Annotated in this window: 17 protein-coding genes and 2 tRNA genes; 12 read left to right on the top strand and 7 right to left on the bottom strand. The window is 46.1% G+C overall.

The features are described from left to right. The first annotated feature begins 117 nt into the window (after positions 1 to 117). From H5715_RS06560 to H5715_RS06515, 10 genes are all read left to right on the top strand, one after another. Entirely contained in the window at positions 118 to 1,005 is an 888-nt protein-coding gene (locus H5715_RS06560; RefSeq protein ID WP_075184656.1) for an FHA domain-containing protein, read from the top strand. 101 nt (positions 1,006 to 1,106) lie between these two features. Next, positions 1,107 to 2,534: a DUF5610 domain-containing protein gene (locus H5715_RS06555; RefSeq protein ID WP_075184657.1), complete on the top strand. Its 1,428-nt coding sequence runs from the start codon at positions 1,107 to 1,109 to the stop codon at positions 2,532 to 2,534. 61 nt (positions 2,535 to 2,595) lie between these two features. Then, positions 2,596 to 2,829 carry a glutaredoxin family protein gene (locus H5715_RS06550; protein WP_075184658.1) on the top strand — a complete coding sequence of 78 codons (234 nt, stop codon included), beginning with the start codon at positions 2,596 to 2,598 and terminating at the stop codon, positions 2,827 to 2,829. Beyond that, the gene (locus H5715_RS06545; RefSeq protein ID WP_246434718.1) at positions 2,804 to 3,469 is read left to right on the top strand and encodes an alpha-ketoglutarate-dependent dioxygenase AlkB family protein; all 666 of its coding nucleotides are present in this window, start codon (positions 2,804 to 2,806) and stop codon (positions 3,467 to 3,469) included. The genes H5715_RS06550 and H5715_RS06545 overlap by 26 nt, the downstream gene beginning before the upstream one ends. Positions 3,470 to 3,748: 279 nt before the next feature. Then, complete coding sequence (locus tag H5715_RS06540; RefSeq protein ID WP_075184660.1) at positions 3,749 to 4,402, top strand: response regulator; 654 nt, start codon at positions 3,749 to 3,751, stop codon at positions 4,400 to 4,402. Next, positions 4,403 to 6,268, top strand: a complete 1,866-nt coding sequence (gene uvrC / locus H5715_RS06535; RefSeq protein WP_075184661.1) for an excinuclease ABC subunit UvrC — start codon at positions 4,403 to 4,405, stop codon at positions 6,266 to 6,268. It begins immediately after the preceding gene. A gap of 114 nt (positions 6,269 to 6,382) precedes the next feature. Continuing rightward, positions 6,383 to 6,940 (top strand): CDP-diacylglycerol--glycerol-3-phosphate 3-phosphatidyltransferase, encoded by a 558-nt coding sequence (gene pgsA, locus H5715_RS06530; protein WP_075184662.1) that lies wholly within the window; start codon positions 6,383 to 6,385, stop codon positions 6,938 to 6,940. Between the two features lie 316 nt (positions 6,941 to 7,256). Beyond that, positions 7,257 to 7,330: transfer RNA gene (locus H5715_RS06525), tRNA-Cys, on the top strand. A gap of 64 nt (positions 7,331 to 7,394) precedes the next feature. Beyond that, a tRNA-Leu gene (locus tag H5715_RS06520) sits at positions 7,395 to 7,481 on the top strand. Positions 7,482 to 7,631: 150 nt separating this feature from the next. Then, positions 7,632 to 9,074 (top strand): site-specific integrase, encoded by a 1,443-nt coding sequence (locus H5715_RS06515; RefSeq protein WP_075184663.1) that lies wholly within the window; start codon positions 7,632 to 7,634, stop codon positions 9,072 to 9,074. Positions 9,075 to 9,116: 42 nt separating this feature from the next. On the opposite strand, the gene H5715_RS06510 is transcribed toward H5715_RS06515, so the two are convergent. The 7 genes from H5715_RS06510 to H5715_RS06480 form a co-directional block, all read right to left on the bottom strand. Continuing rightward, positions 9,117 to 9,563 (bottom strand): hypothetical protein, encoded by a 447-nt coding sequence (locus tag H5715_RS06510; RefSeq protein WP_075184664.1) that lies wholly within the window; start codon positions 9,561 to 9,563, stop codon positions 9,117 to 9,119. Between the two features lie 2 nt (positions 9,564 to 9,565). After that, positions 9,566 to 9,946: a hypothetical protein gene (locus tag H5715_RS06505; protein WP_075184665.1), complete on the bottom strand. Its 381-nt coding sequence runs from the start codon at positions 9,944 to 9,946 to the stop codon at positions 9,566 to 9,568. Beyond that, entirely contained in the window at positions 9,943 to 10,200 is a 258-nt protein-coding gene (locus H5715_RS06500) for a hypothetical protein (RefSeq protein ID WP_075184666.1), read from the bottom strand. The genes H5715_RS06505 and H5715_RS06500 overlap by 4 nt, the downstream gene beginning before the upstream one ends. Further along, entirely contained in the window at positions 10,193 to 10,405 is a 213-nt protein-coding gene (locus H5715_RS06495; RefSeq protein ID WP_075184667.1) for a hypothetical protein, read from the bottom strand. Before H5715_RS06495 ends, H5715_RS06500 begins: the two co-directional genes overlap by 8 nt. A gap of 2 nt (positions 10,406 to 10,407) precedes the next feature. After that, a complete protein-coding gene (locus H5715_RS06490; RefSeq protein ID WP_075184668.1) occupies positions 10,408 to 10,854 on the bottom strand; it encodes a hypothetical protein in 447 nt (148 codons plus the stop codon). A 556-nt stretch (positions 10,855 to 11,410) separates the two neighbouring features. Next, positions 11,411 to 12,055: a tyrosine-type recombinase/integrase gene (locus H5715_RS06485; RefSeq protein ID WP_075184669.1), complete on the bottom strand. Its 645-nt coding sequence runs from the start codon at positions 12,053 to 12,055 to the stop codon at positions 11,411 to 11,413. A 46-nt stretch (positions 12,056 to 12,101) separates the two neighbouring features. After that, a complete protein-coding gene (locus H5715_RS06480; protein ID WP_075184707.1) occupies positions 12,102 to 12,716 on the bottom strand; it encodes a hypothetical protein in 615 nt (204 codons plus the stop codon). 335 nt (positions 12,717 to 13,051) lie between these two features. Here H5715_RS06480 and H5715_RS06475 point away from each other — a divergent pair, with 335 nt between their 5' ends. Together H5715_RS06475 and H5715_RS06470 are read left to right on the top strand one after the other, a co-directional pair. Then, a complete protein-coding gene (locus H5715_RS06475; protein ID WP_075184670.1) occupies positions 13,052 to 13,252 on the top strand; it encodes a hypothetical protein in 201 nt (66 codons plus the stop codon). Between the two features lie 159 nt (positions 13,253 to 13,411). Next, positions 13,412 to 15,685: a hypothetical protein gene (locus tag H5715_RS06470; protein ID WP_075184671.1), complete on the top strand. Its 2,274-nt coding sequence runs from the start codon at positions 13,412 to 13,414 to the stop codon at positions 15,683 to 15,685. The last annotated feature ends 134 nt before the right edge of the window (positions 15,686 to 15,819 follow it).

Raw genomic sequence — 15,819 nt, 5'->3', positions numbered from 1 at the left:
TTAGATCTAAACTGTTAAGAATCTTTATTTATGCTTCGATAATAGATAATACAATTAGAATTGTGAAAGTTCTTTTACACATCTTTACTCAACAGCCCACAACCTACGTTCACCTCTATGCTGCAACTTTGTTTTAAAGATAAAAATCTTAAACCCATCTGGTTAGTCGATCCCGAGTACAGTATCGGCTCCGAGATTGCCTGTGACCTTACCATTGCGGACGGTCATCTGCGTCCTCAGCATGCCAAAATAAATGTTGTCGATAATCAGGCAAAGATCACAAATCTGATCGGCGATCACCTGATTAAAGTCAACGGTGTGCCAGTAGAGCGGGCGCGTGTACTTAACCACGGGGATATTCTTAACTTGGGTTTCAAGGAAGCCACAATAGTAGATTCTAGAATACAAAAAGTTCAACAAAATCAAGATAGTACGGATGAAAGCTCGCAGTGGACATTAACTCCTGTTGGTACCGCTCTAGCCGGAAGGGAGTTTGTTATTCACGGCGTAGCGATTCTTGGGCGCGCCAAAGAATGTGATATCAGTCTCGGCATCGCGCATTTATCCCGTAAGCACGCACGTTTGAAAGAAAGCGAAAGAGGGCTGCTTGTCGAGGACCTGAAATCGGCAAACGGAACCTTCGTGAATGGTCAGCGCATTGAGAAGGCTGTATTGAAGCCTGGCGATCAGGTTCGATTCGATACCCTGTCTTTTCAGGTTTCTGGTCCCCAGCCAGATCTGGAATCTACAACCGTCAGACCTGTTCTGCGTGTTGCCGAGATGAAGGTGCGTCACACCCCTGGAGGAGTCGCTGACAAACCCGCCACGCACGGTATTGGTGAGTCTCGCTCCCATGTTCGTGCAAAGCTACCGCCACAGCATCCTGTTTATACGGGTGGCAATGGCAACGCAATATCCGAACAAGGTAAGGGTGGGAAGTTTGGCATGTGGCTCTTTCTCGCGGTAGCATTATGTGCCGCGGTTTGGTTTTACCTTCGTTATTAGTGTTAAAGCACAGCCTGCTTAAGAACCAAATACTATTGAAGTTAGCCCTCAGATGGCCGAAATGAGGGTTATAACTAAAGGATTGTATTTGGAGCCACCTAATGATCCACCTTCCGACTCAGTATACTGGCACTCCGCCCAGTCAAAGCGGCCATACCACAACGCAGATTTCCAGTACAACGGATCAAAGCACCACGGTGGAGGCTCAGAGTGAAGGTCGTACCACGACTATTAGTGCTCGCTTATCTACTTCCTATAGCTACACAGAAACGCGCTACACACCTGCGACGCCGCCTGGGCCGCCTGTCACCTACGGTGCACCGGTAACCACATCGGATCTCCGCTCCCCAACCCTTGGCGGTAGCGATGTGCAGGCCACGTCGAATGTTGCCGAGCCAACAAGTAGCGATAAAAGCCCCGGTGCCGCAACGATTCTCGCCTTTATCGAGCAGCGTATTGCCACAGACGTATCGGATGGCCTGCCGCAAGAAGAGCTGCAGTCGCGGCTGCAGGCCGGTTTCGAGGGTTTCAGGCAGGGATACAACGAGGCCATTCAGCAGCTCCAGGATATGGGACTGTACGAAGGTGACGTTAAACGCGCTGTTGAGCAAACCTTTAATCAGGTCGCTGCCGGGTTTGCTGAAATGGCAGACAAATACGGCCTTGAAAATCCTGCGGCAGATGTAGCTCTGTACGAACTAGAAAATATTGAAGCTCCGGCTACGGCATCGGCTTCCGATGCAGCGCCAACTGTGCCGAGCACCCCGTTAGAAGCGTTCCAGCCGCTGGTGGATGAACTCACCGGCAATCAGGAAGCTGAAACGCTGTCGGCGCTGATACAGCCAACGCAAGATTTTTACACACGTATGGACGAGGAGAAATCCGAGAGTAGGCAGTACAGCCTACGTTTAAGAACCAACGATGGTGATCTGGTTACTATAAACAGTTACGCCGACCAGGGTCAGCGAGAGCAGAGTGTTGGCACGGCATCGGGAACCTCGAGCCAGAAAGATAGCGCTGGTATGGAAGATTTCCGTATATCTGTTGATGGCGATTTGGATGCCGCAGAATTAAGCGCAATTAACGATCTGCTCGGTCAGTTGAGCGATATTGCCGACACCTTCTTTACCGGCGACGTCTACGAAGCCTATGAAAAGGCACTTGAAATTGGTTACGACAGCGATGAAATTGCGCGCTTTTCCCTAGATCTGACTCAGGTGGAATACAGTCGAATCGAGAGCACTTACGGTGCGGTTGCCAACGCTGAGAGTGATCAGCTGCGCGTTGGCAGCAGCAATCGGCACTACTCGCCCGAGGGGATTGATAACCGAGTGGCGCGAATGAGCGATTTTATTCAGCAATTGGAAAGCGTGCGCGAAGCGTCCAACCGCGTCGGTTTTCAGCCAGATCAACTACCTGAAATTTCGGAGTTTGCCGGCAGGGGCCGTTTTGGTGATCATCCACACTTCCCGCAATTCAAGCCGTTCATGGGGCAAATGTTCGGTGCATTAGGGCGATTGCACGCATAAGCAAACTGCTCCCGCCAGCCGTGGTGGTGTAAACTTGGTGCTTCACGAGGAACACACCACCATGCAAAGCCTGATTTTATATAGCACGCTTGGTTGCCACCTGTGCGACTTGGCAAAGAATGTTATCGCTAACTCTTGCAGCGCCCAGCCCGAGTGGGTGGATATTGCAGAAGATGAAGAGCTACTGGCATTGTACGGTACCCGCATTCCCGTCGTAAAAGCTCGCGAATCCAACCGGGAGATCGGTTGGCCCTTCGACGAAGCGCGTTTTGAACAGTGGTACAACACTCTCTAATCCCATGCAGGAAGACCTGTTTTCATCACAAACTGAGCAGCCCCAGGTTTTTGAATTGGGTGATAGCTGCAGGCTTGTTTACGTTAAAAACTGGCTACCTCAAGATGAGGCTCAGCACTTAATGGGGCAGTTGCGATCGCAGCTTCCCTGGCAGCAACCCTACATTACCGTAGCGGGTAAAAAAACGCGCATTCCACGCATGCAGTGTTGGTTTGGCGATAAGGGTGCGGCACTGCGCTATTCAGCCCAAACCTTTGAACCACTGCCCTGGGATAAGCGCCTGAGCACAATTAAAAATCGCCTTCAAGACACATTCCAGTCACCCTATAACAGCGTGTTAGCCAATTTGTACCGGGATGGTGCAGATGCAGTGGGTTGGCACGCCGACAACGAAAGAGAGCTGGGCTCAACACCGGTAATCGCGTCCGTAAGCCTAGGAGAGACTCGCAAATTCCTCATAAAACCAAGAGCTGGTGTGGACGGTAACCGATGCGAATTTTATTTGGGTTCGGGAGATGCATTGATTATGAGCGGCAACTTTCAGCGTAACTGGTTACATTCATTACCAAAAACTCGAAAACCTGTTGGTGAGCGGATAAATCTCACCTACCGAAATGTGCTGGTACAAAAAGAGGTATAACGTGTATTATGTAGTTATTCGCGCCAATCTGCTGCTGTTTTTGAGTTGAAGCAAACCCACTAATGCTTGGCTGATCATATCTCTCATTGAGGGGAGCATCGGTCATTATTAGACTAGGCATACATCGAGCTGAATGGTACATTGTCCCTTTAGGGTAAACCCAACGAAAGTAGGGCTCAGACTGGAGTTATCTGATCCAAAAAAAGCAACTACCTTAAAACCATAATAAGTCAGCGTGCTTAGATAGATTGGTCTGACATAAATACGGGGAGTGAATGGGTGACACGTATATTGGTCGCTGACGACCACGATTTAGTGCGTATGGGACTTGTACGCATGCTTGAAGATGTCGAAGGTTTTGAAGTCGTCGGTGAAGCTAAAACCGGTGAGCAGGCAGTTACACTTGCGCGGGAATTGTGCCCGGAGATCGTCTTGATGGACGTTAAAATGCCTGGGATCGGTGGAATGGAAGCTACTCGAAAAATACTGATCGCCTGCGATTCCACAAAAGTGATAGCAGTAACAGCCCTTTCCGACGATATGTTTCCAGAGCGCCTGATGAAAGCCGGGGCATCTGGTTATGTCACCAAGGGTTCTGGGTTCGACGAAATCGTTGACGCCGTTAATACGGTTTTGGCAGGTGATCTGTACATGAGCAGCAAGGTGGCTCAGCAGCTTGCATTACGGAATTTTACGGGTAACAAGGGCGATGTTTCCCCCTTCGAGAAACTGTCGGAGCGAGAGCTACAAACGGCCATCATGATTGCAAATGGCTCAAAGGTTCAGGAAATAGCTGATTCCTTTTGTGTTAGCCCCAAAACCGTTAACAGCTACCGCTACCGTATTTTCGACAAGCTGAGTATAAACAGTGACGTAGAGCTAGCCTTACTTGCGGTCAAACATAAAATTCTGGATGTAGATAGCCTCACCTAAATGGTTGACGACCAGCCCCCAACATCAAACCCTGATGCAAAAAAAATATTAGGGTTTGATCATAAAACCTTCCTGAAAAATCTCACAAGCAAGCCCGGCGTTTATCAAATGTATGATAAAAACGGGGCTATTCTTTACGTGGGTAAAGCAAAAAACCTTAAAAAGCGGGTATCCAGCTATTTCCGTGGCTCTGGCTTAACAACAAAAACCGTCGCACTCGTTAGCCGAATACACAATATCGAAATCACCGTTGCTCCCAGCGAGGCAGAAGCCCTTGTGCTGGAGCACAACTTAATAAAAGCACAAAAGCCACCGTTTAATATTTTATTAAGAGACGATAAATCCTTCCCCTATATTTATTTGTCCGACGGAGAAGATCATCCGCGCTTATCGTTGCATCGCGGCAGCAAAAAGAAACGAGGGCGCTATTTTGGGCCTTTCCCCAATGTCAGTGCGGTAAGGGAAAGCCTGAATTTTTTGCAGAAAGTATTTGGCGTTCGGCAGTGTGAGGACAGCGTCTACCGCAATCGCACGCGGCCGTGTTTACTGTATCAAATTGAACGTTGTTCCGGCCCCTGCGTTAATAAAATAAGCGATCACGATTACGCCGCAGATGTAGAGCAAACAGCGCTGTTTCTGGAAGGAAAAAACGATAACTTACACCAATCGTTAGTGACACTTATGGAACGTGCTTCGAGCGATTTACATTTCGAGCAGGCCGCCATTTACCGAGACCGAATTACCGCGTTGCGTCAGGTACAGGCACAGCAAGTTATGGAAGCGGGGCAGCGCAATATGGATATTATTGCCTGTGCTATCGCTCCGGGAGCGAGCTGTGTCCACCGGCTTTACGTTCGGCAGGGGCGGGTAGTGGGCAGTAAAAACTACTACCCCAAAAACAAACTAGACAATAGCGAAGCCGATATCTTAAGTGCTTTTGTCAGTCACTCCTACCTGGGGGATTCGGGTATGGATGTGCCTCCCTACGTGGTACTCAGCCATCCAATTCCCGACGCACAAGCACTGGCCGAAGCCATTGAACTACACAGCCATCGAAAGATCCAAATGACCGCCAATGTGCGCACCTATCGAGCCAAATGGCTGGTAATGGCAGAGCAGGCGGCAAAACTGAATTTACAGGCGCGACTCAATAGCGCCCATACACTGGAACAGCGTTACGAAGCACTGCAGGAAGCGTTAGCCGCCGATGAAACACCGGGGCGCATAGAGTGCTTCGATATCAGCCACAGCAGCGGCGAAAGTACAGTTGCCTCCTGTGTTGTTTTCGATCAAAACGGCCCCGTAAAGTCAGATTATCGCCGGTTTAATATCACTGACATCACCGCGGGCGATGATTACGCAGCAATGGAACAGGCACTCAATAGGCGATATTCGCGCTTACAGAAAGAGGGCAAACAACTCCCCGGGTTATTACTAATCGATGGTGGTAAAGGGCAGCTGAGCAAGGCCCGGCATGTGATGGCCGAACTGGGCATACAGGAAGTCGAACTGATTGGTGTCGCCAAAGGTACAACGCGTAAGCCCGGATTCGAAACCCTGATAAGAGCCGATGGCTCAGAGATGATTCTTGCCAGCGACAGTCCTGCGCTGCATCTAATACAACAGGTGAGGGACGAAGCCCACAGATTCGCCATTACAGGCCACAAACAAAGGCGAGACCAAAAGCGTCGCACCTCAACCCTGGAAAATATTCCCGGAATTGGCCCAAAACGAAGGAAAGAGCTACTCCAATTCTTTGGAGGTTTACAGGAGGTAATGAGGGCCAGTGCCGACGATCTCGCAAAAGTACCGAGTATTAGTAAAAAAATGGCGGAAGAGGTTTACACGTCGCTTCACAGTGAGTAACGTGCTCCCCGAAAACAAGCCCAAAAGATAGGGTTGTTTGATAAGTAAACGGGTTGGATTTAAAGCAACCCTACAGATATAGATTTACCTTCAGTCCAGGCGCCTAGATTTTTCATGTTCAATATAGCCAATCAGCTAACCCTCGTTCGTATTGTCTTTATCCCACTATTAGTGGCGATCTACTACTCACCGTTTGAGTGGCGCTTTCTGCTCTCAGCCGTCTTATTTGGACTTGCAGGTATCACCGATGCACTCGACGGATACATCGCCCGGAAGTACAACCTAACCACCCCCTTCGGAGCCTTTCTCGACCCCGTAGCAGACAAACTGATGGTGGCCGTTGCGCTAGCCCTATTAATAGAAAGCCATGCCGATATCTGGTTTACACTGCCCGCGACCGTCATTATTTGCCGAGAAATCGTTATATCGGCTCTACGCGAATGGATGGCAGAATTAGGTAAGCGCGCCACAGTAGCGGTATCCATCATCGGTAAAGTTAAAACAACACTGCAAATCGTCGCCATCGTCCTACTACTGGCCGTAAGCCCCGACGCCTACCCCATAATCAATATGCTGGGATACGTAACGATGTACAGTGCCGCAATCCTCACCCTATGGTCCATGTACGTCTACCTCAAGGCCGCTTGGCCAAGCTTAAAGGGTGACGAATAGGGCTCTAGCGCACCGGTTGCGCGAATTGTGTTCAAACCACAAAATTTGCGAACAAAATCATCGAGATACTAGGATTTCATAAATGAATCCTATACAATTCGCAGCCCTTGAAAGGTGCAATAGCAAAGCACCCAGGGCAACAGCCCGAAAAAGGTAAAAGTGCACTGGATTGCAAACAATCCTGAAAGAACGCACTGACCACAAAGCAGAATATGGCGCGATAGCAAAGCGCCGAGGGCGCTAGCCCGAAAAAGGTAAAAGTGCACTGGATTGCAAACAATCCCGAAAGAACGCACTGACTACAAAGCAAGAATATGGCGCGATAGCAAAGCGGTTATGCACTGGATTGCAAATCCACGTAGCCCGGTTCGACTCCGGGTCGCGCCTCCAATTTCAGCCTAATAGGCTGACTGATCTCAAGGCTCACCAAGCCTCACGTAAGTAAAACCCCTTAGCCCGGGTGGTGGAATTGGTAGACACAGGAGACTTAAAATCTCCCGACTTCACGGTCGTAGCGGTTCAAGTCCGCTCCCGGGCACCATTATTTACATTGAAATCAATAATTTACAGGCTTGTTGATTTTAATTAAGGCGAAAATCAGTCAATTTTTAGCCTTACACACGACTTACACAGTTTTACACATATGTGTTACTCTTCGAAGTGACTGATTTTCAAATATGTGTGTAAGATTATGGCTTCAGAATTCCGCGCCTTTCGGCACCCCAGATTCGACGCAATCACCCTCTACAAACGAGCCGACACGGACAAAGCCCCGTGGCAGTACCGGTTCTATATCTCGCAGAAAATGAACAACGGCGGTAAGCCAATTAGCCCCCGCAAGAGCACCAACACCAGTGACAGGCAAACCGCCTTAGAGTTTGCAGAACGGCGCTATATTGAAGCGTTGAGCGAGACCAACAAAGGCGAACAAGTCACACTGAGTGGTAAACCAACGCTGAATGATGGTTTCGAGCGCATCAAATCACACTACGCACAAAAGATTGCCAACGGTAACGCCAGACCCAGCACATGGGCAAACATCGAGAAATACTATTCAGGACAGATTGAACCTTACCTTGGTAATAAGCCCGTTGAAGCCGTCGATGAAAACACGTGGAACGAATTTTTAGGCGACTTGTTTAAGCGTAAGCCCGATTTGCGCCCCGATACCATACGCTTGATCAAAGGGGCGATACGTGCCGCACTGAAAGGTGCAAGAATGAAAAACTATATTAAAGCCGTGCCCCAGCTTGGCAACGACTACAGCACAACCAATAACAAAACTCGGCGCATATGGTTTGACCATCGTGAACAAGATCAGTTACTAAAAATACTTGATGACAACATTGAAGGTAAAACTCGAAAATCTAACCTTTACAGTGCCGAGAGTTTACGCGATTACTGCCACATGTTGCTGTTTACCTCAGTCAGACCCGGTGAACTGAATGCATTGCGATTTTGTGATGTCAACATTGATCGTCAACGTAATGGAAGCCGCATCAGCAGTCGCCTTGTCATTAAGGTGCCTCATGTCGAAGGCGCTAAGATGGGGGCACGTGTTGCCATGGGTATATCGGGTTCAACGGAGGTATACAATAATATTAAGCGCCGCCGTAGCTGTGCTGATAATTCAAAGGAATTGCTATTTAACCAAAAGCACCATTCTAAGTTTCGTGAGTTACTGGAAGACAATGACTTGAGGTTTGACAATGATGGGCATAAGCGCGACTTTGAATCATTGCGCCATTCGTTCATATCAAACAGGTTGCTTGAACAGAAAATGGATGAATTTGAAATCAGTAAATGGTGTGGTAATTCGAGCAAGGTCATTCGCGAAAACTATGCGAGGCACCTCGCCCCAACCGATTATGATGACTTCAAAAAATACCACGCTAAAAAATCTCGGCGAGAAAAAGCGAAAGCTTATTTACTGGAAAGTGAAGATGACCAGTTTTATGAAAAGCCTTCACGCCCAGTAAGCAGTTATGAGCCATCAGAACTAATGGAGCTAGGTGAAAGGCTTCACAACATCTTAAACACTCTCGGTAAGAGTAACGGTGCGGAATTCAAGGAAAGAATGACTTCAAAGGATAATGATGCATTGTCATATTACTATTCAATGCATGATGAATAAATGGGGCACATTGTGAGTGCCCCAGTCACATCTATCAAAACATTAGCCCCAAATAGATTTAACTTCATCATAGAGAGTCTTTGATCCACTGATTTCCGGTTCCTCGAATTTAGTTTTTTTCTTTGCCTCAAGTTCGGCAATCTGTAAATCAATCTCTCGATTCTTTTCCCATCGATCAACTGTGCGAAGTGTCCTAGCGACCGCTTTGCGATGCAACTCTTTACGCGCCTCAATGATTTCGGGGCGATTGGTTCGAACCAACGTCTCCAAAATTTCAGCCTCGAATGGAGTAATGGTATTCGTATCGGCTAATACCTGTAGTCGAGGACTCAACGGGTCGAGATTTATCAATTCATAAATCTTCAGAATGTCACCCCATGTCACGAGCGTAAAGTATTGTGAAAAATCGTGTTCTTTACTCAATGTCGAGAACATCAAATCGAATTCAGGTTTCGATTGTGTTTTAAATTCTAATAATTCTTTAATCATTTTTATACCCCTAATTTGGTTTTTATTTTAGTTTTTATATCGGTATGCCGTGCACATATGCGCTTTACTCGAGCCACATTTACATGATGTTGCTGGAATAAACTATCAAGCGTTGGCTTGTCATTCTGCTTTAATGTTCGTTTTATGCTGAATATAAAGTCAAGTTCAGCTTCATTGAATGGACGTAATACTGTTTCAATATATTCACTCGATTCCCCCGCCATTTGATTGGAGAAATCATTCAAATACATGGCGAAACTAACCAGTTCAGACCAGCGATAGCGGACGCCGAAAAACTCTTTTTTGCGCCCCAGAATGTTCAACTCTCGAACTACATTTTCATAAGCTTCGGTGCCTTTAATGGCTTCAAGATGCTTGATCATTGGGTTCTACCCCCATAACTTTTAGGCATACCTATACTTTTCATCCGCTCATACTCGCGGTATTTTTGCTTAATCAACGTGTAGGCAGTGTTTAAAAGGCTACGGTCAATCGGCTTAATGTCGGGCTTGGTGCTCATGCGTGATACCGTTCGTAAGACGCTTTGCCATTTCTCATGACTGTCTAGCGGGTGGTACTCGGTCATGATATCGAGTGCAAGTTGTTGCGCCTGTTCTTGTGATTTATCGTCAAACATTGAAACCGTCCTTTAATAACTGAATACATCGAATGTTTACACCCTTGTCAAAATTACTTCGAAAGGTGCCGTAGCTTTTCACTCGAAGCTTTTCCATGATCCATTGGCGGGAATAATCAGAAAGAAGTTCTTCGAGATATAAACGGGCGGCACTATCAACCCGTTTACGCTCAGCTTCTCTCATCTCAAGATATGCGGAGGTCATAATTACAGCCCGTCAATTACAGACTGAACTACAGCGGCTTGTTCTGGCTTTAGAGCCAAAGAAATAAGCGCATTAACCAATACTTGATTGAGGCGTTCATTTTGTTGGTCTGCATGTTCATCGAATGACGTAAGATCATTCAACAGGTCAAGGCTTACAGCCGCCGTTGCAGTCGCATCGCCATTACCCGACCCAGAACAATCGACTGTAGCGACTGTATAGCCAGAACCAGCGGCTGTAATTGTAATTATGTCGATAACACCGCTTGTTTCACTACCAACTTCAGCGGTTGCGCCAACACCATCACCATTAATAACAACAGAGTCGCCGACCGAATAACCACTACCACCATCAGTAACGGTCATTGAGTTAACCGAAGAGTTTTTGAATTGATTAAGAATGTTTTTGCTGTATCTCTCAACTAAACGTGCGTTTAAATTGCGTTGCATAGGTAATACCTCATTTTTTTTGTATTACCCTTATTTAGTCATTCTTGAATTTGTCCTCACTTTTTTAGGTGAGGCGTTTCGAATCAGCGAAACCTTCAAATATTTGATTTATTCGTTTTTGGCATGTTTTAGTCTAGAAATTCACGCGACTACGATTGGAATAGTGTTGTTTCAATGGTGTTGAATTGAATCAATTTAATATTTGACGATGAAACACCGAAAATTCACGCGGCTTTCTGATTTTTGTGGTGAATTCTGGTGGTGAGCTGAGGTATTAGACTTTGGATGGTTGGGATTCTGACGATAATTCACATCACTTTAAAAAGTGAACCCTTTAGAGGGGTTTTGCGGAAATATTTTTCACGCGGTATTGGTTAGAATGAATGCATGAAAATGGCGTTATATTGAAGGCTTTCAACTGGACTATCTGGAAGGTGTACCAGTGCGAGACCATTTACACCAGTCTCACACCGTTTAGTATTAGTCTGGCATTGGTGAGCACATTTTATAATCTGAATGGCTTTTTATGATGTAGTCGATTGCCAACAGTGCGGCACTACCACTGTATATCCTTAAACTGCGCCGCTGATTCGTGCAAATAGCGCGTAGTGTTCTGTATGTTCTTGTGTCCCAAATAATCCTTAATCACCATTAGATGAACACCTTTCTCAACCAAGTGAGTGCCGCACCCATGCCTTAAAGCATGTGCATTCCATTTGACACCTAGCGCCGCCATTGAGAACTTGCTGAAAAGCTTCTGGAAGCCATTAACACTAACAGGGGTGTTGCGCTCAGTATTGAAGATAAAACCACTCACGGGCTTACCTTGTGCCTTGTGAAGCCGGTTCAACAACATGATTTCACGTTTGTTGCTAATGGGGTGCATCGTGTCGATGCCGTCCTTTAGGCGTATGACCTTTAATTGCCGGTTCTTCAGGTTCACATGCTGCCACTGAAGCCCAGTGAGTTCGGCAACCCTCAACCCATGATGAAACGCCATTAGCACCATCAGTTCGTCACGGTCACTGTAGCGGCTACCGGTTTTGATGGTTGCGCAAATGGTTTGTACTTCATTGGGTGTGAGGTGAGACCTACCACGGGCGCTATCATTGGCAACACGCGAACGAACTTTCCACGTTTCAGTAAACTTTGCTTTTTTAGAACTGGCTTGAACGACTTGTTTTTTGGGTGTTGAGGGCATACCACTTTCCGTAAAATGATTATTAGGTTGAATGATTTGAATAGCCCTAATAGTCGGTGTCCAAGTCCAACACTGACCGGTCAACATTGACCCACAGGTGTTCATGAAGTCCATCAATTTTATCCAATATTTCCGGGTTACAACCTTCGACAAATTGGACGATATAGGTGTATATCAACCCGTCATCACTGGCATTGGTGTCTATGTCGTAATCAAGCTGACTCATTTCGTCATAGGTTAACTGGAACTCTAAGGCGAGAGCCTTAATTTCCTCGGTGTTATCGTCGGGCGAGTTCAAACCTCTCGGCAACACGGTTAGTTCGACTTTCGTAATACCTTTTGTTTTCCAGTCCCGCAGAATGCCAGACCACAGGTTGCCGCGAAGGTTTGAATCCTGATTGAAACGGTTTGCGTTCCAATGGGTCACCTCGCGGGAATCACCAGCCTTATAGATAACCACTTCCGCAACCTTTGACTTAATGAGTTCCCGCTTAAACTCATTTTCATCACTTGGGCTGAATACCAATTCAGGCTTTTTGTCCGACTTCCCTTCAGCAGAGTCCATCAGACGGATTATCACGGATTCGGGTGAATCGAAGCCCACAGCGAATTTCTCAAGCCGCGTGTAGGTCTCGTTGGTGAGTTCGATTGATACGGTCATAGGTGTGCCCTCAAGATTTTTCATACCACAATAATAACCATATTTGATTGCTTGTAAACCATATATGATTTTAATTATGATTAACGAGCTAGATGTCAGTGACCATCAGGTTCACTGAAAGTTGAATCAATTCAACTTATTTCCTTATTAATCAATATGATACGTTTGACATCGGGCTTTATCTGGTGATAGTTTGATCAGTCGTCGGTAATGACTTTCAGCAGGATTTGTCACCGAAAACATAAAAATAGCGACATATATTCTATAAGGTTCTAAAAACGCCCTTCAGGCGTGTATACATACTAAGGCAATACGAATTTATTGGAGCCTTAGCCATGAAAGAACGTCGAAATTACTGCATTAGCCAAAGCAACCTTGAATTGCTCACCAAGTTGAGCGAACAAACCAACTTTTCTATGTCCAGCATCGTGGACAGCGCGTTGACTGAGTTTTTCGAGCGCCCTCGTGATTCGCTTGTTCTCAGTGGTGACGATATTCGCCACGTGTACAAATTTCCCAGCAAAGAAAGCGCATAAAAAAGCCCGGTGAGCTGAACCGTACTCACCGGGCTTTTTATCACTCTACTAAACAACAAAAAGACATTAAACAACTGAAAGATTTTTACATCATGTTCGCCAAAACAAAAATTAAAACCGCGTTGCTCAATGCAACCGATACAAAAAAGGAAAGCTTTCGTGTACCAGCAACAATATTTAGACACGCCAGAAGATGACGATTTTAGAAAACCTGTCGTAACAGATTTTCGTTTTCTCGATGGTGCCACCGCATGTGGAAAATCCAGCGCGGTGTGTTCGCACATTCGTAAATTTATAGGCTATCGTAATCAGATTATCGTTTGTGAAAAAGTGGACCTACTCGAAGAGTGGAGAACTAAGCTACAAGCCAAAGATATTCCATGCGACCTAATAGCCGGTGATGGTGCTGTAAAAGACGTCGATCAGTGGTTCAATACTCATAACACCTATATCGGTACAGGCGTTCTACTCTGTACACAAGCCGCGATAATGAGCGTTGGCAGAGTCTCAATGAAAAACGAGTGTGATGTGTTCTTCGATGAGCTTCCACCAGTCCGCAATGTAATTGCAGATAAATTCCATACATGTGCATCAGTTATCAAAGAACAATTAAAGCTTGGTTCCGTAGTTAAAAGATTCACAACGGAATTCATAGACGATGATGGGCGGCGTAAACGCAACCAACCCGATTCCTTGAGAAAGGTTTCGCCCACCGACAAGAAAGAATTGAAAAAATATCTAAAATTCAGTTCCAACATAATCACTGATAGCCAAAAAGACTTGTTCTCTGCCGTGCTGAGTCAGAACCATGACGTGTATGTAAAGGAATTGGCATTTCAACGACTCGGAGAGGTCAAAACCAATAGTGATGACCGTGAACACCGTGGTGAAACAACCTTTGTAGTCATGACTAATGACCACTCTCTTAAAGGGTGGGGTTCTTGTACCGTTATCAGTAGTGACTATGAGCTATCAATGTTCAAACACTGTCTTGGTAATCGTCTTGGATTCAAACGCAATGAGTTTTTACATTGCAGATTGAACAACCGAGGGCAGCATCCAGACTCATGGATAGAGCGAACGAAATTTAATTACCTGATTCACCCCGATGAAAAAGCAGGATTGAACTCGCTGTTTTGGCTTGAACATGAACGTGGAAGGAACAGCATTGAGCTGGATAAACGTCTAAAACGTGTTATTGGTAGTGACGAACAAGTATTGCTGTGTACCAATGTTTCACGGTCAAAGCGTAGGTTCGCAAAGCAACCGAATGTCACTGTCATTACCAGCAAAGATATTGGCGTGAATGAGTATTCCGACCGAACTACCGTTGTGTTCGATGCAGCATTAAACGAAAGGTGTGAAGCTGAATCCATTTTGAAGCTGTTAGGAATCGACCTTGACACTATAAGGTTGGATGGGATTTTCAACGTTGCCTATCAGGTAGTGAGTCGGGCGAATTTGCGAACCAATCGAGCTGGTGAAGCGGTGAATCTATACTTTGCTGATAAGTTCACGTGTGACTATGTGATGACTCGATTTGCCAATAAGGCTGGTCAGGTCGCCAATGTTCGCCATGTTGGTGATGATTCATATCAACCGGTGAATGTGGCTCCCATATTGAGGAATGTTGAATATTCAAACCGCTTCAAATCTCGACTAAGAACACGAATAAAGCGTTTTGGTGGTGGGAAAGATGGATTCCTTCATCAGTTGGAACAATCAGTGTTAGAACCGAGTGACAACGGGCTTCAGCCCGGTGGAGCGAGTAGCGAAGCGCAAACACTGGCGACTGGTGTTAAAGGTGCCACCGGCGCTACGCTTGGTGACACGTCTTCATTTGTGGCAAGTGGAATTGATTTAACACTTTGTAAATCAGGTGCTTATGGCGAAATGGTCAGTTTTCATGGGGGCATTAATATAGAGTCCCCACCAAAATTGACCATTTCAGATTTACCGACCAAATCCGATTGGTTGGCGTATCGCCAGTTTGATGAGTTTGGCGTTCAAAAATTACAAAAATCGAAGGTTAGGCAGTTCATTAATGGATTGCTGAAGAACAAGATTTCACAAGCCGTTAGCCCAATTATTCAAGGTGACAGATTTTTCTACTCAAATTTTGCTATTTTCGAGTTCGGTGCAGACCAGTGCGGCAAGGATGAATTCATTAAAACGTTCAGCCCACTATATTCTGATAACAAAAATCGAAGAGTGTCTTTTCTTATCGGTGAAGATGACGGAACCATTCAAGTGATGGTGTTCTTCAAAAGCCCATGCGCTTCATGGACTCGGTATAAACAGAAATTAGCAACTATTGAATCAGGGTTAGGGTTTGGTTTAGATGTTGACCAGAATCGCAAATATCCTCTACAGGAAGGGTTTGAGGCATTCAATTGTGGAAGAAGTCGCGATCTTAACCGCCATGCGCTGTAAAAAAGCCCCCGTGATAGATGACAGGCATCACGGGGGCTTCACCGACCGGGAAATGTCACAAAACCCGGTCAAGCAGTGAGCCAACCAAGAACGGCGGGGACCGCCCGAAACTCTCACTGATAACCACCATCGAA

It is taken from the genome of Teredinibacter haidensis, from assembly GCF_014211975.1.
Classification (GTDB): Bacteria; Pseudomonadota; Gammaproteobacteria; order Pseudomonadales; family Cellvibrionaceae; genus Teredinibacter; species Teredinibacter haidensis.
This window is presented reverse-complemented; position numbering and strand designations above follow the sequence as displayed.

What these genes read in the sequence shown, in the direction of transcription:
- H5715_RS06490 (WP_075184668.1), bottom strand. Translation starts at nt 10,854, where the DNA reads ATGCAACGCAATTTAAACGCACGTTTAGTTGAGAGATACAGCAAAAAC.
- uvrC (WP_075184661.1), top strand. Translation starts at nt 4,403, where the DNA reads ATGGTTGACGACCAGCCCCCAACATCAAACCCTGATGCAAAAAAAATA.
- H5715_RS06555 (WP_075184657.1), top strand. Translation starts at nt 1,107, where the DNA reads ATGATCCACCTTCCGACTCAGTATACTGGCACTCCGCCCAGTCAAAGC.
- pgsA (WP_075184662.1), top strand. Translation starts at nt 6,383, where the DNA reads ATGTTCAATATAGCCAATCAGCTAACCCTCGTTCGTATTGTCTTTATC.
- H5715_RS06515 (WP_075184663.1), top strand. Translation starts at nt 7,632, where the DNA reads ATGGCTTCAGAATTCCGCGCCTTTCGGCACCCCAGATTCGACGCAATC.
- H5715_RS06510 (WP_075184664.1), bottom strand. Translation starts at nt 9,563, where the DNA reads ATGATTAAAGAATTATTAGAATTTAAAACACAATCGAAACCTGAATTC.
- H5715_RS06560 (WP_075184656.1), top strand. Translation starts at nt 118, where the DNA reads ATGCTGCAACTTTGTTTTAAAGATAAAAATCTTAAACCCATCTGGTTA.
- H5715_RS06550 (WP_075184658.1), top strand. Translation starts at nt 2,596, where the DNA reads ATGCAAAGCCTGATTTTATATAGCACGCTTGGTTGCCACCTGTGCGAC.
- H5715_RS06500 (WP_075184666.1), bottom strand. Translation starts at nt 10,200, where the DNA reads ATGTTTGACGATAAATCACAAGAACAGGCGCAACAACTTGCACTCGAT.
- H5715_RS06505 (WP_075184665.1), bottom strand. Translation starts at nt 9,946, where the DNA reads ATGATCAAGCATCTTGAAGCCATTAAAGGCACCGAAGCTTATGAAAAT.
- H5715_RS06485 (WP_075184669.1), bottom strand. Translation starts at nt 12,055, where the DNA reads ATGCCCTCAACACCCAAAAAACAAGTCGTTCAAGCCAGTTCTAAAAAA.
- H5715_RS06480 (WP_075184707.1), bottom strand. Translation starts at nt 12,716, where the DNA reads ATGACCGTATCAATCGAACTCACCAACGAGACCTACACGCGGCTTGAG.
- H5715_RS06495 (WP_075184667.1), bottom strand. Translation starts at nt 10,405, where the DNA reads ATGACCTCCGCATATCTTGAGATGAGAGAAGCTGAGCGTAAACGGGTT.
- H5715_RS06475 (WP_075184670.1), top strand. Translation starts at nt 13,052, where the DNA reads ATGAAAGAACGTCGAAATTACTGCATTAGCCAAAGCAACCTTGAATTG.